General features: G+C 49.4%; 22 protein-coding genes and 1 riboswitch. Of the genes, 8 read left to right on the plus strand and 14 right to left on the minus strand.

What is annotated here, in order from left to right:
• The first annotated feature begins 75 nt into the window (after nucleotides 1-75).
• Both MKY28_RS22990 and MKY28_RS22995 read left to right on the plus strand, forming a co-directional pair.
• A complete protein-coding gene (locus tag MKY28_RS22990) occupies nucleotides 76-351 on the plus strand; it encodes a hypothetical protein (RefSeq protein ID WP_036613189.1) in 276 nt (91 codons plus the stop codon).
• Nucleotides 352-543: 192 nt separating this feature from the next.
• Nucleotides 544-882 carry a DUF4870 domain-containing protein gene (locus MKY28_RS22995; RefSeq protein ID WP_036613192.1) on the plus strand — a complete coding sequence of 113 codons (339 nt, stop codon included), beginning with the start codon at nucleotides 544-546 and terminating at the stop codon, nucleotides 880-882.
• Between the two features lie 96 nt (nucleotides 883-978).
• On the opposite strand, the gene MKY28_RS23000 is transcribed toward MKY28_RS22995, so the two are convergent.
• The 3 genes from MKY28_RS23000 to MKY28_RS23010 form a co-directional block, all read right to left on the minus strand.
• On the minus strand, nucleotides 979-1,791 hold the full coding sequence (locus tag MKY28_RS23000) for a DUF418 domain-containing protein (RefSeq protein WP_179087977.1): 813 nt from the start codon (nucleotides 1,789-1,791) through the stop codon (nucleotides 979-981).
• Between the two features lie 720 nt (nucleotides 1,792-2,511).
• Nucleotides 2,512-3,873, minus strand: coding sequence for a nucleobase:cation symporter-2 family protein (locus MKY28_RS23005; protein ID WP_076329702.1), 1,362 nt, complete (start codon nucleotides 3,871-3,873; stop codon nucleotides 2,512-2,514).
• A 1-nt stretch (nucleotide 3,874) separates the two neighbouring features.
• Nucleotides 3,875-4,462, minus strand: a complete 588-nt coding sequence (locus MKY28_RS23010; protein WP_036613196.1) for a xanthine phosphoribosyltransferase — start codon at nucleotides 4,460-4,462, stop codon at nucleotides 3,875-3,877.
• Between the two features lie 57 nt (nucleotides 4,463-4,519).
• Here MKY28_RS23010 and MKY28_RS23015 point away from each other — a divergent pair, with 57 nt between their 5' ends.
• Both MKY28_RS23015 and mscL read left to right on the plus strand, forming a co-directional pair.
• Complete coding sequence (locus MKY28_RS23015) at nucleotides 4,520-4,666, plus strand: hypothetical protein (protein WP_157116037.1); 147 nt, start codon at nucleotides 4,520-4,522, stop codon at nucleotides 4,664-4,666.
• A gap of 96 nt (nucleotides 4,667-4,762) precedes the next feature.
• A riboswitch (purine riboswitch) is annotated at nucleotides 4,763-4,862 on the minus strand.
• A 271-nt stretch (nucleotides 4,863-5,133) separates the two neighbouring features.
• Nucleotides 5,134-5,628, plus strand: a complete 495-nt coding sequence (gene mscL / locus MKY28_RS23020) for a large conductance mechanosensitive channel protein MscL (protein WP_340027718.1) — start codon at nucleotides 5,134-5,136, stop codon at nucleotides 5,626-5,628.
• Nucleotides 5,629-5,870: 242 nt separating this feature from the next.
• Here the strand turns inward: mscL and MKY28_RS23025 are convergent, their stop codons facing one another.
• A complete protein-coding gene (locus MKY28_RS23025; RefSeq protein ID WP_017690846.1) occupies nucleotides 5,871-6,173 on the minus strand; it encodes a hypothetical protein in 303 nt (100 codons plus the stop codon).
• A 79-nt stretch (nucleotides 6,174-6,252) separates the two neighbouring features.
• Here MKY28_RS23025 and MKY28_RS23030 point away from each other — a divergent pair, with 79 nt between their 5' ends.
• Nucleotides 6,253-6,948, plus strand: coding sequence for an NUDIX hydrolase (locus tag MKY28_RS23030; protein WP_340937104.1), 696 nt, complete (start codon nucleotides 6,253-6,255; stop codon nucleotides 6,946-6,948).
• Between the two features lie 269 nt (nucleotides 6,949-7,217).
• Here MKY28_RS23030 and MKY28_RS23035 read toward each other — a convergent pair whose 3' ends face one another.
• Together MKY28_RS23035 and MKY28_RS23040 are read right to left on the minus strand one after the other, a co-directional pair.
• Nucleotides 7,218-8,024 carry a TrmB family transcriptional regulator gene (locus MKY28_RS23035; protein ID WP_340937105.1) on the minus strand — a complete coding sequence of 269 codons (807 nt, stop codon included), beginning with the start codon at nucleotides 8,022-8,024 and terminating at the stop codon, nucleotides 7,218-7,220.
• A gap of 73 nt (nucleotides 8,025-8,097) precedes the next feature.
• Complete coding sequence (locus tag MKY28_RS23040; protein ID WP_340937107.1) at nucleotides 8,098-8,910, minus strand: zinc ribbon domain-containing protein; 813 nt, start codon at nucleotides 8,908-8,910, stop codon at nucleotides 8,098-8,100.
• Between the two features lie 349 nt (nucleotides 8,911-9,259).
• Between MKY28_RS23040 and MKY28_RS23045 the strand changes: the two genes are divergently transcribed.
• The gene (locus MKY28_RS23045; protein ID WP_340937108.1) at nucleotides 9,260-11,839 is read left to right on the plus strand and encodes a UvrD-helicase domain-containing protein; all 2,580 of its coding nucleotides are present in this window, start codon (nucleotides 9,260-9,262) and stop codon (nucleotides 11,837-11,839) included.
• Nucleotides 11,840-12,084: 245 nt separating this feature from the next.
• Nucleotides 12,085-12,453, plus strand: a complete 369-nt coding sequence (locus MKY28_RS23050; protein ID WP_278297065.1) for a hypothetical protein — start codon at nucleotides 12,085-12,087, stop codon at nucleotides 12,451-12,453.
• Between the two features lie 90 nt (nucleotides 12,454-12,543).
• Here the strand turns inward: MKY28_RS23050 and MKY28_RS23055 are convergent, their stop codons facing one another.
• Nucleotides 12,544-13,614 carry a Gfo/Idh/MocA family protein gene (locus tag MKY28_RS23055; RefSeq protein WP_340937109.1) on the minus strand — a complete coding sequence of 357 codons (1,071 nt, stop codon included), beginning with the start codon at nucleotides 13,612-13,614 and terminating at the stop codon, nucleotides 12,544-12,546.
• Nucleotides 13,615-13,661: 47 nt separating this feature from the next.
• On the minus strand, nucleotides 13,662-14,138 hold the full coding sequence (locus MKY28_RS23060; protein WP_340937111.1) for a GNAT family N-acetyltransferase: 477 nt from the start codon (nucleotides 14,136-14,138) through the stop codon (nucleotides 13,662-13,664).
• Nucleotides 14,139-14,387: 249 nt separating this feature from the next.
• Here MKY28_RS23060 and MKY28_RS23065 point away from each other — a divergent pair, with 249 nt between their 5' ends.
• Entirely contained in the window at nucleotides 14,388-15,452 is a 1,065-nt protein-coding gene (locus tag MKY28_RS23065) for a copper amine oxidase N-terminal domain-containing protein (RefSeq protein WP_340937112.1), read from the plus strand.
• 603 nt (nucleotides 15,453-16,055) lie between these two features.
• Here the strand turns inward: MKY28_RS23065 and MKY28_RS23070 are convergent.
• From MKY28_RS23070 to MKY28_RS23095, 6 genes are all read right to left on the minus strand, one after another.
• Nucleotides 16,056-16,457: a RidA family protein gene (locus MKY28_RS23070; RefSeq protein ID WP_091038316.1), complete on the minus strand. Its 402-nt coding sequence runs from the start codon at nucleotides 16,455-16,457 to the stop codon at nucleotides 16,056-16,058.
• Nucleotides 16,458-16,691: 234 nt separating this feature from the next.
• On the minus strand, nucleotides 16,692-17,666 hold the full coding sequence (locus MKY28_RS23075; protein ID WP_340937113.1) for a M15 family metallopeptidase: 975 nt from the start codon (nucleotides 17,664-17,666) through the stop codon (nucleotides 16,692-16,694).
• Nucleotides 17,667-18,073: 407 nt separating this feature from the next.
• A complete protein-coding gene (locus MKY28_RS23080) occupies nucleotides 18,074-18,886 on the minus strand; it encodes a hypothetical protein (RefSeq protein WP_340937114.1) in 813 nt (270 codons plus the stop codon).
• A gap of 46 nt (nucleotides 18,887-18,932) precedes the next feature.
• Nucleotides 18,933-22,136 (minus strand): DEAD/DEAH box helicase, encoded by a 3,204-nt coding sequence (locus MKY28_RS23085; protein WP_340937115.1) that lies wholly within the window; start codon nucleotides 22,134-22,136, stop codon nucleotides 18,933-18,935.
• 227 nt (nucleotides 22,137-22,363) lie between these two features.
• Nucleotides 22,364-22,783 carry a chemotaxis protein CheW gene (locus MKY28_RS23090; protein WP_164783412.1) on the minus strand — a complete coding sequence of 140 codons (420 nt, stop codon included), beginning with the start codon at nucleotides 22,781-22,783 and terminating at the stop codon, nucleotides 22,364-22,366.
• A 625-nt stretch (nucleotides 22,784-23,408) separates the two neighbouring features.
• Nucleotides 23,409-24,356 carry an aminopeptidase gene (locus MKY28_RS23095; RefSeq protein WP_340937116.1) on the minus strand — a complete coding sequence of 316 codons (948 nt, stop codon included), beginning with the start codon at nucleotides 24,354-24,356 and terminating at the stop codon, nucleotides 23,409-23,411.
• Nucleotides 24,357-24,413 lie beyond the last annotated feature (57 nt).

Below are 24,413 nucleotides of genomic sequence, written 5' to 3' on the forward strand. Positions count from 1 at the left end.
CCGAACTATTCGGGGGATATTATCACGGACAACCCATACAGTTAAATTACTGGTATCCAAAGGAGGCGTCGTCTCATGGACCGCAAAGAACAAGATATGCTGCCCCTTTCTCATGAAAAGGTGGAAGTAGACGGAGTTTACATCAATGAAGCCGGACGTGAGGAACATCTGCACCGGGGGCAACATTTCCCGGCCGATCCCGTTCTTGGCAAGTCGGAATGGAAACTGACCGAATATGCATATGATAATCATCACGAAGGAAGAACCGATGAGCGGTTGGTTCCCAAAGAAAACGACACCGATAAAATGGGCAAGATTACAAACCCTCGCAGACAGATCGAGGGCGGATAACGATTTCGTTTAAAGCAACGTTTAATCGTAAACGATAACAGGGGCAGAGTAAGCTGTACAATGGCTTGTTCTACCCCTGTTTTCTTTTTCCTATGTGTTGATCCCCATCCGTCACAGGCAAATAAATTCATCGGTTCAGTTCTGTCCATCTCTCTCATAACCTAGTTAAAAAGGTCAAAGGAGGCTGGACCGATGTCCCCCATGAAATCGTCTAGCGGTCTGGATGAAAATATTGCCGGCATGCTTTGTTATCTGTTTACCTTTGTAGGTGGGATTGTCTTTCTCGCTGTGGAGAAGCGGAGCCGGTTCGTGTTATTTCATGCGCTGCAATCTGTAACGGTCTTTGGCATCATTATGGTTGGGCATGTATTATCGGCTTTCCTTCCGTTGTTCGGACCACTGGTGGCATCGCTGTTATCCCTGCTTGGTGTAGTGGTCTGGCTTATTATGGTCGTTTCCAGCCTGCAGGGGAAATGGTTGAAGCTACCGTGGGTTGGCGATTTTGCAGAAAAACAGCTGCGTCATCTGTAACTTCAGGCAGAAGGTATACGTGTTCCAAAAAGAAAAGACGATCCATTTCCGTTCAACCGGATGTGGATCGTCTTTGATTATAACGAGGGAAACGAGTCAACCTCTCACCCCCGTATCATGAACACGTGGCTCAGAATGCTTTTTACGGATCGGAATGAAACTTAGATAAGTACCACATCTCCATACCCATTCCAGCGGCCCATACTGGAACCAGCGCATCCACAGATTACTCGCGATGACTTGTACAATAACCATGCCAATGCACACAAGGGTAGACACCGTATACGACACAGCAGCATCTGCAAATATGAGTTGGTATACCACTAACAAAATGATGGTCTGTGCAATATAATTGGTCAGGGCCATTCGTCCGAATGCATGCAGGGGACTTAACATTTTGGAAAAGGTCATGTTCTGGTTCAATCTCAGTAATGTACTTAGATAAAAGATGGATACCACCGGACCAATTGCCACACCGATATGTTCTAATCGAAAAGCAGCATCCATATTGGCTTGCTCAGCAACAGGCAGGCTCGCACCAATCACTTCGTATAGAAACGGACTCATCGCATCCGGAGGAGCAACCCACCACATGATACCGATCCCCACCGTAGAAGCGATGAATGAAATGAACCAGATTCTGCCCAGATACGGGAGTCCTTTCTGGATCTTCTCCATCAGTTGATATTGACCTGCTGACAATCCCAGTATAATTAAAAAAGGAATCGTTAGCATTTTGACACCTATCGCGGCGGCTGCAATAAATCCCACCACACCGATCACCAAATTCACAGTTCGAGGTGCCCAATATAACGGAATGACAATCAGCCCTATGATAGCATAAAGAAATAAAGCTTCTCCAGCCTGATACTGTTGATGAATATATCCCAGCGCTAATAAAATAAGCATCCTGCGGATATAGAGAAACAGCTTGGTATGACCTTTGGGAGCTGACCGGCTTAGAAAAAGATAAAATCCAAGGCCAAATAAAAAACAGAAGATATCGTAAAAACGTGCCTCCACCAAAAAATATAATGCTCGTTGGATCCAAAAATCTACACGAGTATCCGGCTTCAACATAACCCACAATGCCAATACATTTACGAATGGTAGGCCTATCAAGGAAAACCCTCGAAACAAATCCAGAAACTTCATTCGATCTTGTTTTAATACAGGTTGATAATTCATCGTTCCTCCCAGTGAAATTATTGTTATGTAATCAAAAAGCGATTGGATCGCTTATCTCTTGGGTGTATATCCCCATGCATGATAACAGTCTATCCTTCATTCAACTTGGCTTGCCATCGAATTAGGTGAATAACTTCTTACATCCGGCATAAGGTCTTGTTCCTGTATTGTTCCTGTACAGCGGCACATTGTGATAAACAAAGCAAAAAACACCGAAAACACGACTCTGTTGAGCCTGTATCTTCGGTGTTTCACATATAAAGAGGGCTTGTTCATGGGATTGAATATTCATATTCATAGCATAAATGATGTATGTCATAAACCATTCATGCTGTATATCACCATGATTAACCTGATTCATTATTTATCTTGTGAATCGTCTATTTATAACAGTTAACATAACAATACTGCTGGATAATAATCCTAGCCTAATTCGGCTATTTAAGCTGACTTGCCCGTCTCTCCGAGGATGGCATCTGCCTGTTGTTCAGCCATCTTGGCAGCCGTTTCCTTGGTACCCAGACCATTAAACAGCAGGTTCATGAAGATCGCCGTGAAGCTGCCTGCAATGATACCATTACCGAGCATAATCTGAGCCCAGGCCGGTGCACCTGCGAACAACTCAGGTACAACGGTAACCCCAAGCCCCATACCTACAGAACAAGCGATGACAAACAGATTTTCATGTCGGTTCAGATCAACCTGACTGCCGATAATTCGAATGCCTGATGATACCACCATGCCAAACAAGGCCACCATGGCTCCGCCAAGTACTGCCCCTGGAACGAGCTGTGCGAGGGCTGCAATTTTTGGTACAAATCCAATGACCACCAGGATTCCACCAGCCACCACAATGACATCACGTGTCTTCACACGTGTCATCTGTACCAGTCCTACATTTTGCGAATACGTTGTATACGGGAACGAGTTGAAAATACCACCTAACACAATGGCTAGACCCTCTGCGCGATAACCGCGCGCCAGATCCTTGGAGGACAAGTCCTTGTCCAGGATTTTGCCCAGAGCCATAAATACACCTGTGGACTCGGCCACACTGACAATCGCCACCAGAATCATCGTCAGGATCGGTACAATCTCAAATGTCGGTGTACCGAAGTAAAACGGCTGAACAACGTGGAACCAACTTGCATCGCGAATAGGGGCAAAATTAACCTCGCCCATAAACCCTGCCGCAATCGTACCTACAAGCAGACCAATCAATACTGAGATGGAACGGATAAAACCGGTTGTAAAACGAGTCATTAGAATGATAAAGAGCAGCACGCCAAAACCGAGCATGAGATTAACTCCGCTGCCAAAATCTTCTGATCCCTGACCGCCGCCCAGATCGTGGAAAGCAACGGGAATCAAGGTTAAACCGATGATCGTAACCACCGAACCCGTAACCACGGGTGGAAAGAGCCGAATAAGCTTCCCAAAGATTCCGGAGAAGATCAATACGAACAGCCCTGAGGCAATAATCGCTCCGTAAATGGCAGATACTCCACTGTTCATCCCGATTAGGATCATCGGAGACACAGCCTGAAATGCACAGCCGAGCATAACAGGCAGCCCTACGCCGAAATATTTATTTCCCCATACCTGAAGCAGTGTAGCCACACCACATGCGAGCAAGTCAATGGCAATGAGATAGGTTAGTTGTTCCTGTGTAAAACCCAATGCATTACTGACGATCAATGGAACGACAACAGCCCCTGCATACATCGCAAGCACGTGCTGTAATCCGAGTGAGAACGTTTTGATTGGATGCCGATGCCGCTGAAAAATACGTTCGCGTGCCATATTAGTTCGTGCCCTCCTCGTCCGCAAATGTAACCTGTCCATCCGACAGTGCCCCGATGCGAACCAATGATTCCACACGGTATCCTGCTTCTTTCAGCAAGCGACCTCCCGGCTGGAATGCTTTTTCAATAACAATACCGATACCCACCACTTCAGCTCCAACCTGCTCCACAATGCGAGCCAGACCAAATGCTGCTTCGCCATTCGCCAGAAAATCATCAATGATCAGTACGCGATCACCAGGCTTCATGAACTTCTTGGCAACGGTAATTTCATTGGTCTCTTGCTTCGTGAAGGAGTAGACCTTCTCCACCAGAATGTCTTCCGTCAGTGTGAGCGACTTCTGCTTCCGTGCAAAGATCAGCGGCACGTTCAGCTCCAACGCAGTCATGATGCCCGGTGCGATCCCTGACGACTCAATTGTCAGCACACGTGTGATATTCTCACCTTCAAAGCGGCGAATGAATTCTTTACCTACTTCCTTCATCAAAACCGGGTCCATCTGGTGGTTCAGGAATGAATCCACTTTGAGTACTTGCTCGGACAGGACAATACCTTCCTGTCTTACCTTGTCTTTTAACAATTGCATTGTAATTCTTCCCCCTGAATGCCCTCCGCACAGAAGCTCACACGCTCTTCCAATCGCATGGTAAAAAAGCAAAAAGCCCGCCTTTTCACACGCTGCGGAATAACCGGAGACGGGAAAGACGGACTTGTACGTATATGGACAAGCCGTATGGATGCCGCAAGTGTACTGGATGGACAGAATGACAGGAGTTCAATCCTGCTCTGAGAAACCTCAAACAGTGTAATCAGAAACAGATAAAAGCCACTTGAACCTGCTCTTCAGTCAAACTGTCTGAGAATGATCTCATGCCAACCCTACAAAACATTGCAACATCTTTCCCGTAGTCCGATCATTCCGGTGATCAGGTAGAGACATGCAGGCCTATTCCTGCACATATACGAGTAACGGCATATTTAATTTTTTGGCTCCATGATTCGTTACAATGTATGATCGCGAACCTGAATGTAAAAGGTTAAACATAACTGACAATGTTAGAAGTATACCGAATCGACGGCGTGAAATAAAGAAGTATTTTCATGGAAGTTGCGGAAACTTGTCTTAATTTGCAAACAGGGGGTGATTGGAATCTATTTTTTATGTACAATATGAGAACGGAAGCGCGGATCTGAACGGAGAATGGATGGAAACGCGGCCTACATTTTGAATTGAATGATCAAAGGAGATATGCAAACATGAAAGGCGTACTTAACGAATTCAAGGAATTTGCCGTCCGCGGCAACGTCATCGATCTGGCGGTCGGTGTCATTATTGGGGCTGCTTTTGGTAAAATCGTCACATCCCTTGTGAATGATATCATCATGCCCCCGGTTGGAAAACTGATGGGTGGAATCGACTTCAGTCAGAAAATCATCAACCTGGACGGGGATATTAAAACAGCAAACGGACAGGACATCACCACCCTCGCTCAAGCCAACGAAGCTGGGGCTACCGTGATTGCTTATGGTCAGTTCATCAACGTCATGATTGATTTTCTTATCGTTGCGTTCTGTATCTTCATGCTTGTGAAGGGCATCAACTACATCAAAAGCAAAGAACACAAAAAGCCCGAGCCGCAAAAAACGACCAAGGCTTGCAAGTATTGCCTATCAGAAATTCCAGCCGCGGCCACCCGCTGCTCGCACTGTACTTCAGAGCTCGAAGCTGAAGGCACCGGTACTCTAGCATAATCACGATGAAGGTTTAAAGACGCACCGAGTTGAATTACGGATATAAATCCTGATGCGGGGGACAACCTCTTACGTGCTAGGGTTTATGTATGAAAAGCTAGCCATATGGGCTTCATTAACTATGGGTTGCGTAGCTTAAAGGTTTGAAGGTTCCACCGTAAAGGTGGGGCCTTTTTTTGTGCCTAACATACATGTATTACATATGCTCCCCCATGAATTTCATTTGCGGCCATGCTCATGAATTAGAAGCGGCGTGGCAACAAATGCTCCAGGATCGACTTCAGATCTTTATCTTCTTTGTAAACTTCTTCCCCAGTATCAAGCTCTGTCACACGAATATATTCAAAGTTTGCCGAAGCATCCACTGGCTTGAACAACAATTGGGCCTCATCTTCCAAACGTACATTAAATCCCATATCCTTAAACATGCTGCTTAACTGACTGTTAGCCGGTTCCTGACCTTGCCCTACAAATATAAGTCCTCTAAGACTTTTACGTTCCTGAGGTTGCGGATAAATCACCTGAAAGTGTACAATGCATTCCATACGATGGTTCCCCTTTCGTTTAAAACATACTTTGTGAAATTTTGAACTTTAAAATCTGCTATATAAGGAGATACGTTTCATGACCCCAGAACGTTTCGACATTTATGACGATCAGCAAAATTGGATCGGCACTTCACCACGCAGCGAGGTCCATGCCAAAGGATATTGGCACCGTTCATTCCACTGCTGGATCGTGCGTGACGAAGGCGAGCAGCGACGGGTTCTTTTTCAGCGGCGGCGTGATATTAAGGATACCTTCCCCGGATGTTACGACATTACAGCAGCAGGCCATCTCACCGCAGGTGAACAACTGCAAGACGCCAGTCGTGAGCTGGAGGAAGAACTGGGTGTTTATACTCCATTCGAGGCACTAACCTATCTACTCACGGCTACACAGCAGCTCCAAGGAGAGGTGCGTGGTGTCCCATTCATAGATCGGGAATTCAGCGCCGTCTATGGATTATGTCTGAACCAGCCGCTCGAAGCCTACGTTCTGCAGCCTAGCGAGGTGGATAGCCTGTATGAAGTGCCGCTGGATGACCTACTCGCTTTGTTTCGTAATGAGATCGACGTCATTCAAGCTACCGGAGTTCAGACTCAGCCATTGATATCACCGCCACATTCCATCGGTCATAAGGACCCGTCAAGCAGTGATCATGCAGCTGATGAACCGGAACGTATCGTTCGCGAGATTCGGGCAACGGAATTTGTACCCCATGGTACAGCTTATTATACGGATGTGCTCGAAGCTCTATATCACGTGCCAAAAGAGTGATCATGTGCGATCCTGTTCAACCCGATCCTGTTCAATCGAATGTTCATAGCTTCATTTTCTCAAAAATAGCGTAACTTCATACCTTTACTATCGACTTGACTGGAAACAGATGCTGTGACGAACATCACTGTCATATCTCAAACCAGCACAAACAGGCGTCTGCCTTCGGGCAGCGCCTGCTTTATGTACACACGTATTCGTTTCGTCAAGATAGGTACCTATGTGCTGGCATGTTCACTCCATCAGAGGTGAATTAGTCGCCGATCTGTCTAGCTCTGGTCACCCTCTCCTGAAGGAGAAGACCAATAACGCGCAGAGAGTTCTTCGTACCGGTGCCCATAGCGGGACTCCAGTTCCTCCCCCATATCCTGTTCCAATTCGTACAACACCAGCTCTTGAGCAAAATGATTCAGCAGCAGTCCGGTCATTACCGGATGCTCCGTAACTAGTGCCTGTGTGGCGCATGATTCACCGCGCATGCCCAGCATGCACCAGCGGCGATCGACCACCAGGGAAAATTTCCGACCATTACCTGTACCATACATAGGCAAACCCGGCCAAGGGACAGGCTGATCAAGCATGCCTTCGCCACCATCACACGACCATAACAGCCGCACACCCCGAGCTTCAGCCTGCTGTAAGTCATTACGTAGCAACTCTGCCTCTTCACGCCAAACGTCTACGACAATCTCATGCTGAGCCTCGGCCAATTCACGGCTCAGATTCTCAAACACATTTTTGTCACCTTCGACGTTATAGAAGACAGGCTTCTCCGGTTCACTCTTGGGCATGCTGCTCTGGACATAATCCAGCGAGGTACGCATTTGATCGGAGATCATACGTGTCATCTCCTCTGGCTTCAGCACACTATACTTCGCTGGTTCCCCCGGACTACACCGCAAGAACCCACGCTGCTCCAGCCGTTGCAGGGTCGCATATACATTGGAACGGGACACGCCCAGCCGCTTCGCAACCTCATATCCTGAGGCTGATCCCTGACGAGCGAGTTCCACCATAATTTTAGATTCCATCTCGGTAAATCCGAGATGACGCAAATGATGCAGCAGTTGGTCCATATTCCCGTCCCCCCATGCTGTCAGCAACCCGCACTGCCTCACACTGATGCGGCAGTGCTTCTACTGCATCAGATCAAATCTGTTCGGCACCACAGCGCGGGCACCACTTCGACCCTTTGGGTAGCTCGGCTGCACAAATCTGACAATTCACCATTTCGCGTGACACTTCGGTCTGTACGTCCACCGTATTCACGATCGGGTTGTTTTCTTTCCAGTAGCGGATGCGTTCGTCCAGTTCCTGCTGACGCTCACGTTCCCGTTGCATCTCTTCATCTCTGCGACGTTCCCACTCGGCATCAAACGCTTCCTTTTCTTCCTGGGTAAATTCCGTACTGTTATATTCCGATTCCGTTTCCAGATCCGCTATGGACGGAATGACCGTATGGTACGGCTCGTCTTCCTCCAGTTCCAACTCAGGTGGCGCATCGTAGAAGTCCGGCTCTGGAGTTGGGTTCTGAGCTACAGCTGCCTCCTGTCTTGCGGCTGTGGTGGCTCCTGCAACTCCTGCTGCTACTTTAGGCGCTGCTGTCTTGAGTTCACCCAACTTGCGTCCGCATTTAGGGCAGAAGTTGGCATCCAGGGAAGCGACGTGTCCACACTCGCACAACCGTTCGTTCTTGAGTTGTGCAATCTTGTTGCGCAGACTATCAATCTCGTCCTGCAATTCGTCGCAGAGCTGCGACAGATCCACCATCTCTTTTTCTGCACGCGTCATATCCTGTGCCCGATAACCCTCATAGAAGATGCGACCCATATCTGTAAAATGGACTTCCTGTTCCTGTTGCAAGCCCACAATCTGGTTGTTCAGTTTCCCAATCTCAACGGCGTGTTGGGCACGCTCTGTTGCTTTGTTCGCTCCGTCTTTGATGCGCTGAAGCAGTTTCATGACCATTCCTCCTCTGTCCCGTCAAAACCAATATTATCATTTCTATTTAGTAGTAAATTAGCATATTACATCTTTCATGCAAAATGCTCAGGCATATAACTTATACGATATCATGCCAAAAAGTTGCGTAATCTCGTGCAGGTGCCCGTTTTATACCGATACTGGATGAAATCGGGGGCTTTCGTCAAGACCATATGTTCGGGTATAATGAAGCTTTGGCCCTACTTAACCGCCTGATTAGGCGACTAACTCTATCATACCAATTTACAATGCGATTGTGAAAAGGGCAAATGGTTTACTTTTAGCCGGGATAGTTATATCCCTGAATGCATACAGAGGTGGATGAAACATGTTAAGTCCGAACTCAACGTTCTACCCCCGTCCGCTCGGGGTTACCCCGGCGGCGTCCCTGCCCCAGTCCCCGTCTGCTCCGCTGGAGACCAGTCGGCAACTCGTGGGTAATGATCAACAGGATGCCTTTTATTTTCGTTCTCTGGAAGAGGCGGGCATCAAGCTAAATGCACCACAAATCTCGGCAGTCCGTCACGGCAGAGGACCGATTCTTACGCTTGCCGGAGCTGGCTGTGGCAAAACGACTGTGCTGGCTGCAAGAGCCGGCTACCTCATAGAGGTCAGTGGCGTACATGCGGGTAGTATCCTGCTGGTGACGTTCACCAACAAGGCCGCCACCGAGATGAAAGACCGCATTGCCGCATTGCCAGGTATACGCCCGGCAGCCGCGAGAGCCGTACAGGCTCGCACCTTCCACTCTTTTGCGCTGACATTGCTGCGTCATTACGGTGTGCAGGAAGAGATCTTTGGCGAGTCGCGTGCTCAGCACACCGTACTGAAGATGCTTCTTCGCCAAAATGGCATGAGTGAAGCCTTCCAGCCTGAAAGTCTGCTGGCCATGCTGTCCGCGTGGAAGATGCAAGGATCGGAAACCACCGACCTGCCCGAAAAGTCACAGGAAGAACGCGACGCCAAGCGTGTCCTGCTAGGTTACGAAGCCTGGAAACAAGATCGGGGCAAAATGGATTTTGACGATATTTTACTGCGGGCAGCCGCCTTGCTTCGTGACCCTGCTGTTCTGGGGCCACTTCAGAAGCGTTTCCAGTACATTATGGTAGATGAGTTCCAGGATACCAACCATCTACAGTATGAAATTGTGCAAAAACTGGCTTCCGCCCACCGCAACCTGATGGTTGTGGGAGACGATGACCAGACGATCTATACCTTTAATGGCGCACGCCAGGAATCGATTTTGGAATTCGATAAAGTATACCCCGGTGCACGCATTGTGACGCTGGATATCAACTATCGCAGTGATGCACGCATTCTGGGACTCGGGAGTGAATTGGTCGCCCGTAATAAACGTAGACGTGATAAACGGCTGCGTGCCGCCGGAAACCGCGGAGATGCGCCTCGCTTCGCTACACCTTCCAATGCAGAGGAAGAAGCGGCGTGGGTTGTAAACCAGCTGTGCCAGCAGGTTGAAGAAGGACAACACACCTATCGCGATATTGCGATTCTTCACCGGACAGCAAGTAGCAGCCGGGCTGTATTCGAGCAGCTTGTTTTGAAAGATGTACCTTTTGTACAGCATGGTGCTTCTCCGGTGTTCTATGACCAGTCTCTCATCAGACCCCTGATGGATCATTTGCGTCTGTCTCTTGATCCACGTGCCATGGATGCTCTCCCAAGTGCGCTGGGACCGCTCTATGTATCACGGGATGCAGGGCTGGAGTGGATTCAGCGTTGTGAACAACAACAGGCGAAGAAATATCCGCTCATCCATCTGGTGAAATGGGAAAAGCTGAAACCATTCCAGCAGGAACAGGTCAAAGAACGCATCAAACTGATCAAATCACTGCACAAACTAAAACCCATCATCGCCATTCAAGAGATGCGCAGGCAGTTCTACGACAAGTATATGGAAAGTGGTGATCCCAGCATCTTCACCCATTATAAGGAAACGATGCTGGAAACTCTGGATGAATTCGAAGCTGCTGTCAAAAAATTCGAAACGGTAGAAGAGTTCATCCAATTCGCGGATGAGCTGTCCCGCAGACACCGTGAGATGGAATCTTTGCGCCGTGCGCAGGATAGTGACGCGGTACAGCTGATGACCATTCACCGGGCCAAAGGATTGGAGTTCCCTTGTGTGTACTGGATTGGAGCCAGTGAAGGCATTGTGCCTCACAGTACCGCACTACGTCAGGATATTCCTGAGGATCAGAAAGCTGCGCTTGCTATGCAGCAGACAGATGCCGAACTGGACATGGCGCTGGAGGAAGAACGCAGGCTCGCCTACGTTGCCATCACACGGGCCAAGCAGTACTTGTATGTCACCTCCCCCGCAAGCCATCACGGAAAACCAGCGGATGTGTCCCGCTTCCTGCTTGAAGCCTTCGGTATGGAAGTACCGGACAAACGCAAACCTCGTGAGGAGAGCCGGACGAGCAGTCAGACTTCATATGGTAAAGGCAACGGACAGTATGCCCGCTCGGGCTCGGGTGCCCGTTCCGAAGGTCGGGATTTGGCACAGCGCCGAGCCATCAGCCACAATGACCGTCGTGACTATGAGGTCCACAACGAACGTGATGAGGATCGCCTCGGTGAACGGCGTGGTAGTGGGGAGATTCGCAACCATAAGGCATTCAGCACCACTGGTGTGAGACCGACAGCTGCGAATTCCTCCAGTTCACAGTCGCACACTTCAGGTTCAGGGAATGCTGAGCGTACGGAGACCGTTGCGGTCTGGAAGTGCAGTTCATCCACCTGTAAAGCTTGGCTAAGACAGAAGCCGGCTGTGCCTTCAAAAGCAACCAAGAAGGCATCCTCGGGCCCTCCCGCCTGTCCCCTGTGTTCAGGATCGATGGAGGCCGGCACCCGCCAGGTGCCCGTAACGGGGAGATTTGGGAAATAACTCAAAGGAAGAGGTCCCTTATGGAGTTAGAGATGAACCATCACTCGTGTCAGTCAGTATTACAGTAGATGGAATTGATTTTTTGAACAAAGTCGATTAGAAGGAAAAGGTAATGGCTGGTCATATGTGACTGAACATGTGGATGAGTAAATAACACACGAGCATAGTAGCTCGTTTCAGGGCGCTTTTTGCTGTTTATTAACAGTAGAAGCGTCTTTTTTCCATTTCAGAATGGGGGTTGGAATATGCAGGACGGCAAACAACATCTGTATGTATCGGTAACTCATAACCTGATTGAACGAACAAAGAACGAATCTACACCCTTTGAGGTGTTGGTGGATGACGAACAGTTGGGCCGATTGAAAGATCTGATGAAGGTGCTGGAGGATGACGATGCTTATACTTTGCAACGGGCGCCGGTACCCTACAAATCAGCAGACCACGATGAGGCAACAGAGCAATTTTCGGATGGCATGACCTTGCTGTACACCTTTCTGTATGACCATGGCACGCCGGACTCCCGGCAGGCGATTGAGAGCATGAACGTTCTTCCGAGGCTGCAGGATACGGATTACGATGATCCGGGGTACGAGAATTCACCACTGAATAAATGACCTGATGCCAAAAAGCATGCGTAACCGCAGATCACGCGGAAGACGCATGCTTTTTAATATGCCGAAGGACAACTGCCATGTAAAATGAACTCAATCCAGACGAATCTCCTGCCCTTTCTCAGCGGATTCGTAGATTCCGCACAACATGCGCGTGGAAGCCACACCATCCGCAATTGGGCTGATCGGCTCTGTACCGTTCAGGCAGCAATCCACAAAGTGGTCAATCTGGTTCTGGAATGCACTATGAATATGGAGACCCGTATTGTCCGTCTGGAGTTCAATATTCAGGATGGTATTATTTTTCTCCGTGACGATCAGTGTCTCCGGCTCCAGTTCGAACCCACCACGCTCGCCGTATAATTTCACCGAAGATTCATCTCCGCGTGCATGCAGGGTAAAGCTCACATCCACCGCCAGCGAAGCCCCGTTTTCAAACCGAATAAGTGCATTCGCCATATCTTCTACGTCATTCACAGCTGCGCTGTAGTCGGCTGCTTTGTAAAAAGAAAGATGTTCGATATGGGAACGATTGCCCAACTTCCGATACGTATTACCACTGACCGAAACAGGTTTCGGCCTGCCCATGAGGTACCAACATTGGTCGATAATATGTACGCCCAGGTCAATCAGAGGGCCGCCACCGGAACGGCTTTTGTCAGCAAACCAACCGCCCGGATTGCCGTGACGCCGCAGAATGGAGGCTTTGGCATAATACAGTTCACCAAACTCCCCGGCATCAATGAATCTGCGCATCATCTGCATATTGTTATCATAACGCCGCACAAAACCAACGATAAACGTACGTCCGCTCTTCTTCACCGCTTCTTCAATCCGCAGTGCATCTTCCACATTGGTTGCCACCGGTTTCTCCAGCAATACATGCTTGCCTGCCTCCAGTGCAGCAATGGCAAATTCCGCATGTGTATTATTCCAGGTACAGATACTGACAGCATCCACATGCGGGTCCTCCAGCATCTCCCGATAATCGGTATACACGGATTGGGCATCATACTTCTGTGCCGCAGCTTTAGCCCGTTCTTCGTTCAGATCGCAGATCGCATAGATGACGGCATCCTCGTTTTTGGCATAACACCTCATATGAAGATCCGAGATTGATCCTGTACCGATCATTCCGATGTGCAACATTTGTTTCGTGCTCATCATCGTCCTCCCTTCCTTTTCCACAGCTTACACAACATCATTATTGTCTAGTCTGCCCGCAGCATGCCTTCGTAAATACCCGGCGTTGAATTTTCAATCTTCACGGCACCCAGCGTCCGGGCATAGAAATCCACAGGTCCCGCTGATCCGATAATCGCATACCCGTAACCGTCCGCCTTCATCGCATGCATAGAGGCCAGTAACAGGGCTGTGCCTACACCTTTGCCCCGTGCATCCTGGCTCACACCTGTCGGTCCAAAGAAGTTGCGACATGTCGCTTCGTAACAGGCAAATCCAATCATTTTCCCATGCTCAACCGCAATATAACAGGACACCGGCTGACGCGCAAAAGCGACCTCACATTCATCCACCCAAGCCTGACTAAAATGTGACCTCACCCAATCCAGTACAAGCTGTTTTTCTGGGGCAATGGCTCTTCGAATCACAATGGAGGATTCCTCCAGCGCTCTCAGTCCACTCTCTTGCTCCGGCAAACGATAGAGCGCTACCAACATATCACTCATCTAATCCGTTCCTCCTCGTACTTGAATGTGAAATAGGACAAAGGTTTGGCCACTTACCTGAAATTAACCTGATCCTGCTGCGGATAACCTGCAATACAAGCGATATTTCTAATTTAAACTAACCTACCGCTTACATTCATTGCATTTCAACTGCAACACTTAGACGATTTGTCCCGTCTATTAACTTGAAGCGCGGCCCTAAGGAAGATTTTACCGCGTCAGTACACAGATTAGAAGGGATGAATATTGATGAACAACAACATGAAAAAAGTAAGTGCACTGATGGCCCTATCCATGGCATTGGGTGGTGGAGCCGCTTATGCAGCAACACTGGACAACACAAAACCAGTCCATCAAACATCCGTTTCAGCAGATAGTAACGCAGTGAGTGTAGTAAACGTATCCGTGAATGGTGCAGCCATCTCTGATGGTTATTGGAACAAAGATGGCAAAGTAGCCATGATCCCGCTGCGTGATCTTACCGACGCACTGGGTATTGAACTGGAATGGAATAAAGAAACTAAAACTGCTGAGCTGACTCGTGGTGCTCTTTGGACACAGGTAATCACAGGCAAGGATCAATATTCTGTGAATAAAATGCTGCTCACGCTGGGTACAGCGCCCGAAATCACAGGCGGCAAATTGTATGTACCGGTTTCTTTTGCTGAGAAAGCACTGCATGGACAAGTGAACACAACGGGGAATCAAGTGACTATCTCTAGTGAAGAGGACGTGAAGACGGTTACTGAACGTGGTGTAATTACCAGAATCTCGAACCAAGATAAATATAAGTCCATCCAGATTGGCGGTGCAGGTACGGATGGTATTGTGCTTAATCTGAGCGATGAGACAAAATTCATCTCAGTTGAGGGGAAAGAGATTGCACTGACTGATCTGGCCATTGGCATGAACGTGGAAGCTGAGCATTCCCTGATCACCACCCGCAGCCTGCCACCACAAACGCCGACCTATACAGTCACTGTGCTGGATGACGCTGCGGAATCACAATTGAAAGACGTTCTGGGGACAGCTGGTACGATTGAAAATGTAACAACAGCTGAAGGCAGCATCTCACAGATTGAGATCACAGGTACACGGTTAACAGAAACAGCTCCTGACCATGTCGTGCTGAACATTGCTAAAGACACGCTGATCGTGAACCACGAAGGTGAAACGGTGAAAGCTGAAGAACTCACCAAAGGCGCTAAAGTCATTGGGTTCTACAGCCCTGTGTTGACACGCAGCCTGCCTCCAATCGGAACAGCTTGGAAAGTGGTTGTTGAAACACCTGCAGCAGAACTGGAAGCGAAATAATACGATTGGAAAAACGTCTGGCTGAAACACATGTTATATGTTGTTGCAGACGGCCGTGTGCATCGCTTAGCGCGGGGTCATGAGTGTGGAGCGTCATAATGACCAGCCATCCGCATGTAGCTCCTGGCGCGCGGTGTAATGAGTTTGGCGCATCAAGAGCTCAGCCGTGCGGTCAGGCGGCGAAGTCAATTCAAAACAACCTTATCCGCTTGTCTTTTGACAGGCATGGATAAGGTTGTTTTTTTGGTTTTGGTTTTTTAGAGTGTGTCTACAAACTGCTTCAAACTGAAGGGTATCTGAAACTTGTCCGGAGCAGACACATGCGATGTGCACTGCATACGAAATACATTGCTTACCGAATGTAAGAGCAAGCGGAGTTAACGCTAACGAATCTGAGGCATCTTATTCAAGAATTTGAAGTACCCGCAGAAATCTAAGGAATCTCAGGCACGCTATGTTTGAATAAATAGCTGTTTATAGCATTTTTATCAGAGGAATTTGGGAAATAACGTGTCTGAAGTTCTTTACATTTTAGCAAGAGGACCTGAGGGCCAAATAAGACGTCCTGTGTTCCTTAGAAAATCTTCCGGATAACCGTCAGAATCAATCGGCTTGGACTTCATCTTCAACAATCGCTTCCACTTCAATCTCAACCATCAACAAGGGATCAATGAGTGCGCTAACTTCAACCATGGTGGCTACAGGCTGGATTTGTCCAAAAAATTCACCGTGTGCCTTGCCAACTTCCTCCCATCTGGAGATATCGGTCACAAACATCCGGGTTCTCACCACATGCGACATGTCAGCCCCCAGTTCTTTCAGTGCATTCTCGATCGTCTGCAAAACGAACCTTGTCTGTGCATACGGATCACCTGCCCCAACAACTACACCATCTTGCATCGCGGTTGTACCCGCCACTTCAATTCGGTTCCCTACACGGATGGCACGGCAATATCCCACCAACGGTTCCCATGGGGAGCCGGTAAAAACCTGCTGTCTGCTCATTCTCTCGTCCCTCGCTTTGGTTGTATTTGTCTCTTCAGATTAAACATGAATTATATCAGTCCCCCATCATCTCGGACAATGGAATCAAGTTTAATTCTATCTTAAATCCATTAACATTTTTGCACAGAAAAAAATCCCCTGAATGACTGCCCATTGGTTAGATCAAGGACGGTTCATTCGGGGATTTATGAGAAATAGTATCTTGTCTTTTTCTTTAAGGATGAAACATCCAAATTACAACTTGATATTAGCCTCATCGAAGTATTCTTCTAGAGTTAACCCACTCTTCGCCACATCCGGTGCCAAATCTGTACCGATGTACCGGATATGCCAAGGCTCATAGACGTAACCTGTGGTATCTTCTTCACCTTGCAGATAACGGATGACATATCCGTATTCTGCAGCGTGTTCAGCCAACCACTGGCCTTCCTTCGATGTGCCAAATACCTCTTCCAGCACATTGCCCACACTCGGGCTGGATACATCAATGGCAAGACCGGTCTGATGTTCGCTTCGGCCTGGCACAGAGCTCACGCGATCCGTGTATTCTTGACCTTTAGTTTTGACATTATTGTTGTAGATGGATACCTGACGCTGATATGAACGATAACCGGACACTGCACGAAGCTCAATGCCATCCGCTTTTGCACCTGCAAACAACTTCTCCAGTGCCTCCGCAGCTTCCTTGCGCATATGTCGCTTCTCGTGTGGTTCGTCGAAGGAGAACGGTACATTCGGCTCTACCAGATCGTCCGGCTCGTAACCGTCAGGCAGACTCCGTTGTTTGTTCACAATGACGGTCATAGACTCGGCATTGGTCACCACGGATTGTGCATCAATCGTCGTTTGCAGTGCGCTGATACTGCGTTTCTCCAGCAATGGGTCTTCCGCTGTCGCCCCGTTACCATTGTCCGAAGAGCCCTGCTCTCCGCCCGCTGAAGCATTCCCAGACTCGCTATCCGTGCCTTCACCGCTGTTGCCAGAAGATGATGTGTCATCCCCGCCAGCATTGTCGCCATCCGTTCCTTTATCCTCCGTAAAATGAACCGTTGTGCCGTCCGTCTCCTGTTGTGTGTTACCTGTTCCATTCGGATTCTGGCTTTCCTCTGTGCCTGAACCGTTCTGGCACGCGGTAAGCAATGCTCCGCATATCATCAATGAGGACAGCATAACCACCATGCGGCGCTGTCTTCCTGTAGTTGATTTCATGTAAAAACTCCTATCGCAATAATATAAATGTTATATAGTTCTCAGCGTGCAATGTTCCCTGCGACAGTATACCTTAATTGGGAGCGAAGCTCCACCGGTAAAGACCTCCTTTAGAAGAGATCCGAATGAACTTATACGGGCTGTACAGCCTGTATGATCGTTTTTTGGACTTTTAGAGCAACATCCCCGTGCTGTACACAATAGAATTGAAATGGGAATATACCTTCATATATCCAATATGCAAAAAATTGATTATACCGAGATGCACTTTACTAATGAGCATTAACATTGTTGGATAAAGACAAAATTCATCTTGTACCGGGAAATGATGTAATTCGAATAATGCAACATGCTGCAATAAAAACAAGCAGGGGTGATCTGAGATCTCCCCCGCTCTGATGGGTGCATCATTTGGTTGCTGGGCTGTCCGTCTTCTTCTGGACAGCCTGCCACATCCGCGCGGCTACACGCTCGCGGATCAAATCCAGCCCTGCGGTGGCCGGCACGCCCGGCAGCAGCGCCGTCAGCTCCGGCAAGGCCGGCGGCTTGCCCGGCTGCGCGAGGCGCACCTCAACGGCGCCAAAGCCCGGCCCCGGCTGGTGCATGGCGCCGTCCGCGGCGGCCTCGGCAATCCACTCGCCGACGGCCGCGCCGCCTTCGCCGCCCCGCACTTGCGGGCGGCCAGCCGTTTCCGCTGCGCGGCCGGGGCCACTGGGATCATGGGCGAGTTCCTCCGCCCATGCCCCCAGCACGCCGGCGAGCAGCGCTTCGCGCGGCAGGCCGGCGTGCGCCAGTTGCAGCAGCGGCTCGGCCGCGAGGCGCGCGGCTACGGCGCGCTCAGCGGCCGCGGCATGCGCGCAGCCCGGGCGGCCGCAGGTGCACGCCACGGCCGCACTGGCCGTTGCTGCGCCTGGCGAGCCATCGGACGCTTGCGTAGCCGGCAGCAGCCCGGCGAGCTCCTCGGACGCCGGGCCGCCGCGCAGCAGGGCGTACAGCGTCAGCGGGCGCTTGCGCAGCTGAGCCAGTACAGCCCCGCGCTGGGCTTCGCTCAGTCGCGCGGGCGTTCCCGTGACCGTGAACATGCCTGCGGCCGATTCGGTCTTGCCCTCAGCAGCGGAAGCGGAAACGGAAACTTCCTGGTCCGCTTCCGCTGCTGTATTTACTTCTGCTGTCCATCCACCGGGGGACATATGCAGCTCGATCTTCCATTTTTCGCTCACAATAATCCCCCTTTCTCAACATCTATATTCCCCTGAATGTTCAAGGTCACAGCCACGTCTCACCCTGAAGAGAAATCAGGCCACGCAGTTCATCATCCGACATCTCAGTCAGCCAATTCTCACCCGAACCAACGACCTGCTCGGAGAGTGCCTTCTTACTTTCGATCAGCTCATCAATCCGTTCCTCCAGTGTTCCCTGACAGATCAACTTGTGAACCTGCACATTGCGATTCTGCCCGATTCGGAATACACGGTCCGTCGCCTGGTTCTCAACCGCGGGATTCCACCACCGATCATAGTGAACAACATGACTCGCCCGTGTCAGATTCAGACCTACACCTCCGGCACGAAGAGATAGAACAAACATGGACGGCCCCTCTCCTTTTTGGAAAGTCTCCACCATATCATCTCTTTGCGCCTTCGACACACCACCATGCAGGAAATAAGGTTCTTCCTCATATCGCTGTTTCAACCTCGATACCAGCAGATCTCCCATAGCAACATACTGCGTGAAAATCAAGGCAGATTCCCCGTTATCACGGATGGCGTCCAGCAGTTCAAGCAAACGCTCCATCTTACCAGATGCCTCAGCCTTGCCATGGTCTTTCCGAGTGCTGTCCGCCAGCACCGGATGATCACAGATCTGCTTGAGCTTGGTCAGAGAGGACAGAACAATTCCCTTACGGGCGATGCCATTTCTGCCATCCAGACCACCCATCAGATCGTCCACCACACGTTGATACAACACCGTCTGCTCCGGGGTCAGAGAACAATAGGATTTCAGTTCAAGCTTCTCTGGCAGATCCTTGCGAATATCCGGATCACTTTTCAGCCTGCGCAGCATGAATGGAGATACCAAACGATGAAGCTCACGCAAGGATGCGGCATTTTCTTCAGATGGTCCCAGTCCCGTATAACGCTGACGGAACGATGAAGCGGTGCCCAGATACCCCGGATTGAGGAACTGAAAAATGGACCAGAGTTCGCTCAGTCGGTTCTCTACAGGCGTTCCTGTCATCGCAATACGATGAAGTGTAGACAGACGCATCACGCTTTGTGCTTGCTTGGTACGGTAGTTCTTAATATATTGTGCCTCATCCAGCACAATGGTGGACCAGTGCAACGAAGCCAGATCCGGGCCATCTCTGCCTGCCAGATGATAGGTCGTCAGTACAATGTCATGCGTCTGCGCTTCTGCCTGGAATTCGTTCCCGTGCAGCCGTTGTCCGCCATGATGAATATATAGCGACAGATCCGGGGCAAACCGCTTCAGCTCACGCTGCCAGTTTCCAAGCAGCGAGGTAGGACACACAATAAGTGCAGGCAGATGAACAGGCCGCTCATTCGTGTGCTGATACGCCGGGAATGCATCATCTGATCCATTCAGCAGCTCATTCTCACGGGCTTCCTCTTCAGCTGCCTGGCGTTCCTCGTGTTTGCGATCCAGCAGACAGGTAATTACCTGAATCGTCTTCCCAAGTCCCATATCGTCCGCGAGACATACGCCAAAGCCCAGCTCACGCATCGCGGATAACCATTGGTAACCTCGTTCCTGATAAGGTCTGAGTTCACCATGCAATTCTGCCGGAACCTGACGAGGCTCAATGCTGCGAAGCACCTGTCCATCGAGCAGGAAAGCAAGCATCCCATCAGATTCGGCACCAAAGACGGAGAGGCCCTTCCATGCGGAATCCTCCCCTTCATCCGCTGCCAGATGCAGCCATTCGGAGAGTGGCATATATTGTTCTTCTTCTTTTTTCATATAACGCAGGACTTGGCGAATCTCTTTTGTATCCACTTCAATCCATTCGCCACGGAACATAACATACGGAACTGTGGATTCAGCCAGTGCTGCCAGTTCCTCCGCCGTTACCGGTTTCCCATCCAGCATAGGCTCCGCTTTGAAAGCAACCAATTGTTCCATGCCAAGTGCCGATGTGGCTCCAGGCAACCGTTCTGTTCCCCGATTCAACATCTGCAGACGCAGTCCCGCACGACGTTTCCCGGCACGACTCCACCTTGAAGGCATGAGAACGGTTATCCCAGCCTTCTGCAAACGTGGAACCGCATGTGTGAGAAACTCAAAGAAACCCTGCTGCTCCAGCTTAATTTCCTCCGGACGAGCGGTAAGCAGCGCCGTCTCCAGTTCAGGTGCCATTTCTGCCGCTTGCCCGAGTGCCATCAATAATTGCTCTGCCGCCGAGGTATATAACACCTTCCCCCGGTCCAGATCTCGCTCTGGATGTGCCCAGATCGTCCGTGCAGGCAACCTCAAGCTTGGTTCCTGCTCACTGTCCGCCCAAAAGCTGATTCCCCAGATCGTTTCATGTTCGCCCAGCGGTGGCTCCAAGCGGAGCACCAGCTTCAATTGGCCTTCAGCAGGTGCCATCTCTTCTGCTCCCACGATTGGCATTGACGTTCCACCAACTTCTTGCAACGTATGAATAAACGCTGTCATATCGTCCGTCGGCCCTTGCACCGTCACAGGACGGAACATCGAGATCAGACTGTTCCACCAGAGTTCGGCTACTGGCGAAGATCCGCGTCGATATGGGGTGCGGTAACGGGACAGTTCACTGTCCATGCCCTCCAGTTCACTTGTCACTACAGCATGAATCATGCCACTCATGAATGAAAATAATACCGCAGCCCCTGCTTCTTCACGCGTTTCCGGTTCCAATGAAGCATAAGCTCCAGGAGCAGCCAATCCAATCGGAGGCATCGCTTCAGCAAGATCGCGGAAGCGTTCGATGTCCTCCTCCTGCTGCAAGCGTGGTCGCCATACGCCTGTTAATGTCTCTTGTCCGGTCCGTCGCCGTGCTCCGGTCTTTGCTGCGAATTCAGCCGATGGAGCAATTGCTCCCCGCAACAGCAGCTCCTGTGTGAACTGCGCCGCCTTGATCCAGTAACGCATCTCTTCTCCAACCTGAATTCCGGCTGTATTTAACAAACGGTCATCCCATTGCAGCAGCAACCTGAAGGCATCCTTTGGCGAGACTGCCAATCCTTCCAATGTGCGTCCCAGCAGTTGACGCCGCTTCGTGTTCTTCGCTTCAGCCGTGTTCCTCAGCGGATTCGGCCAGCGCAGCTCCGCAAGACGCAGAGCGGCAGGCTGAAACAGACGACCCCCGTCGCCAAAATTCAACCTTCTTACCACGTGGCTCCATGCATCCACACGTGGTTCCGATGTTTCACCGGAAAAACAAAAAAATACGTCACCAAGCCATACTCCATACAGCGATTGCATCATTAAAGTCTCCCGTCATCCCTTCGCATTGTTACTCTCCATCATATACGAAAATGACCGGATTTAAAAACCTTTGCCCATAAAAAGTGGTTATTTCGATGGTTAGGGCGTGTCTGAAAACGCCTTAGCGGCACAAAAAAATGTCCCTTCTCCCGAAAAGCGGATGAGGAACATTTGGGTAAACCGAAGGATAATACTGAATATTGAAAGAATTACGGATTGTTATACTCCTATGATCTGATCAAGCTGCCCAGTAATACATCGAGGTTCAAAATACCTGCACGATGATCTTCACAGAACCCGATTTTGTCAAAAACGCCAAGCATGAAACGACGGTGTTCCTCAGCTGGTTCCTCGAAACGATCGTAACTTACGACAGAATCGACCATATCTACGATCAGCGGTACAAATCCACCTTTGTAAGGCACCACAATAATACGTGTAGAAGAGGTATCCTCCTGGTCTGGCATGCCTAACAATACACGAAGACTCACCACCGAAACGACCTTACCGTACAGCGAAGCAAAACCTCGGATCTCCGGGCTTCCAAATGGAACTGTTGTCACCTGTACCATTCTGATGATCTCATGAACTTCATCAATTCGTAGTGCAAAGATCTGGTCTCCTACCGAAAAATTAATATATTGCATTCCCTCGTCCATAGTTATCCCCATATCCTCTCATTCCGTATAATCAGACTACTTTCGTCCCACTAGATGTTACTTTGGTGTATCGGTTATTTTTGACCAAATGTTTAGGCTTCAGATCAATTTTGCCAACTTCAACAGACGTTGCATTACGGTTGCTGTCTCCGCTCTGCTCATTTGCCCTGTTGTGGAGGGTGGTGGAAATCAGTCGTTTTAATATTGAGCGTAAGTAACCTGACATCGGATTGAAAAATTATATTCAAAAAAAAGACCAAAGATCAGCTTTATGCCGATTTTCGGTCTTTTTTATCCCCATATATTATGGATCTGTTTCTATGTTTTCAAATACTTGGAACAAAAAAGCGTTATTACTGTGGATAACTTGTTTAATTACTCCAAAACGACTGTTTTATCGCATGAAAATACGAGTTATACCTGATTTGTGGATAAGTTGTGCACATATTGCACACATGCTGTGGATATCTTTGGCGTTTCATGTGGATATTCATTAATTTAATGTGGACATGTTGTGTATTTGTTTGTAAATCTGACGTAAAATCCGAATTTCCGCTTCAGTTATCCATTACTGTGGACACGTTGTGGACATGCCCAATTTCCTTCGCTGTAGTTATTCGACCAATTCACCCTGACGCATGATCAGCCTGTCATCGATGTACACGTCCGGCTTTTGTACAACTGCATCAATATGAACACCTGCGGCAATCGTTCCACCAAATGTGTTATTGCTGCCAAAGGCCACATGAATTGTGCCGTACACCTTCTCATCTTCCAGCACCACACCCGTGATTCGTGCCTTGTTATTGGTACCGATCCCGAATTCGCCGAGAAAACGACCATCCCCCTCACCCAGCGTTTCCAGTAATTGAGCCCCATCAGGTCCTTCAGCTGACACCAACCGTCCTTCACTAACGGTCAATAGCATCGGTTCACGGAGTGCCCCAATTCCAGCAACGGAACCATCTACAACAATACTGCCCTCGCCCTTGCCCTCAACGGGAGCAATATAAGCTTCTCCTGACGGCAAGTTGCCCGATTCACCAGGGTTCAAATACATACCTGTGCTTGGTACACCGTTACGATCTTCAATGGAAAAGGAAAGACTATGGCCCTGCTTCTCTATTCGCACATGGCGACCTGCGGTTAATAGAGCCGTTACCTTCTCGGTCAACGCCTTTACTTGCGAATATTCAGCTGTAATGGCTCCGTTCATAAACATATCCTCTGTCATGCCAGGCATGGTTGCCACTCGGGTCCCTGAAGCAGCGGCTTTTTTGCGTGCTTGGGTATGTGTTACTGAATATTTTGTTACACACACGGCTACATCTGCTCGAATCATGGCCTCTGCAATTGGCGCAGGTGGCTCTTCGCCGGATCTGCTACGTTCCTCCATGATTAACAGGACTGATTCTGCACCAAGTGCTTTGCCTGCCTCATAGATGGATTCAGCCAGATCCCGTTTCATATCGTCTGCGACAACTACCAGATTCTCTCCGCTGCGCAGTCCGAGACATTCCGTTAGCACATTTTTACTGATTTCCACACGTTGCTTGCTCATACATTCATCTCTCCTGTCTTTGGTTCAGCTCTCAAGAGTCGACTTGACCCTTTCGAC

Origin of the sequence: Paenibacillus sp. FSL R5-0473, assembly GCF_038004565.1 — a bacterium.
GTDB classification, from domain to species: domain Bacteria; phylum Bacillota; class Bacilli; order Paenibacillales; family Paenibacillaceae; genus Paenibacillus; species Paenibacillus amylolyticus.

Coding starts and splice junctions, on each gene's coding strand:
- MKY28_RS23030 (WP_340937104.1), top strand. CDS start 6,253: ATGACCCCAGAACGTTTCGACATTTATGACGATCAGCAAAATTGGATC.
- MKY28_RS23085 (WP_340937115.1), bottom strand. CDS start 22,136: ATGATGCAATCGCTGTATGGAGTATGGCTTGGTGACGTATTTTTTTGT.
- MKY28_RS23090 (WP_164783412.1), bottom strand. CDS start 22,783: ATGCAATATATTAATTTTTCGGTAGGAGACCAGATCTTTGCACTACGA.
- MKY28_RS23005 (WP_076329702.1), bottom strand. CDS start 3,873: ATGGCACGCGAACGTATTTTTCAGCGGCATCGGCATCCAATCAAAACG.
- MKY28_RS23095 (WP_340937116.1), bottom strand. CDS start 24,356: ATGAGCAAGCAACGTGTGGAAATCAGTAAAAATGTGCTAACGGAATGT.
- MKY28_RS23045 (WP_340937108.1), top strand. CDS start 9,260: ATGTTAAGTCCGAACTCAACGTTCTACCCCCGTCCGCTCGGGGTTACC.
- MKY28_RS23075 (WP_340937113.1), bottom strand. CDS start 17,666: ATGAAATCAACTACAGGAAGACAGCGCCGCATGGTGGTTATGCTGTCC.
- mscL (WP_340027718.1), top strand. CDS start 5,134: ATGAAAGGCGTACTTAACGAATTCAAGGAATTTGCCGTCCGCGGCAAC.
- MKY28_RS23025 (WP_017690846.1), bottom strand. CDS start 6,173: ATGGAATGCATTGTACACTTTCAGGTGATTTATCCGCAACCTCAGGAA.
- MKY28_RS22990 (WP_036613189.1), top strand. CDS start 76: ATGGACCGCAAAGAACAAGATATGCTGCCCCTTTCTCATGAAAAGGTG.
- MKY28_RS23035 (WP_340937105.1), bottom strand. CDS start 8,024: ATGGACCAACTGCTGCATCATTTGCGTCATCTCGGATTTACCGAGATG.
- MKY28_RS23010 (WP_036613196.1), bottom strand. CDS start 4,462: ATGCAATTGTTAAAAGACAAGGTAAGACAGGAAGGTATTGTCCTGTCC.
- MKY28_RS22995 (WP_036613192.1), top strand. CDS start 544: ATGTCCCCCATGAAATCGTCTAGCGGTCTGGATGAAAATATTGCCGGC.
- MKY28_RS23070 (WP_091038316.1), bottom strand. CDS start 16,457: ATGAGCAGACAGCAGGTTTTTACCGGCTCCCCATGGGAACCGTTGGTG.
- MKY28_RS23065 (WP_340937112.1), top strand. CDS start 14,388: ATGAACAACAACATGAAAAAAGTAAGTGCACTGATGGCCCTATCCATG.
- MKY28_RS23015 (WP_157116037.1), top strand. CDS start 4,520: ATGGTAAAAAAGCAAAAAGCCCGCCTTTTCACACGCTGCGGAATAACC.
- MKY28_RS23055 (WP_340937109.1), bottom strand. CDS start 13,614: ATGAGCACGAAACAAATGTTGCACATCGGAATGATCGGTACAGGATCA.
- MKY28_RS23000 (WP_179087977.1), bottom strand. CDS start 1,791: ATGCTTATTTTATTAGCGCTGGGATATATTCATCAACAGTATCAGGCT.
- MKY28_RS23050 (WP_278297065.1), top strand. CDS start 12,085: ATGCAGGACGGCAAACAACATCTGTATGTATCGGTAACTCATAACCTG.
- MKY28_RS23040 (WP_340937107.1), bottom strand. CDS start 8,910: ATGAAACTGCTTCAGCGCATCAAAGACGGAGCGAACAAAGCAACAGAG.
- MKY28_RS23060 (WP_340937111.1), bottom strand. CDS start 14,138: ATGAGTGATATGTTGGTAGCGCTCTATCGTTTGCCGGAGCAAGAGAGT.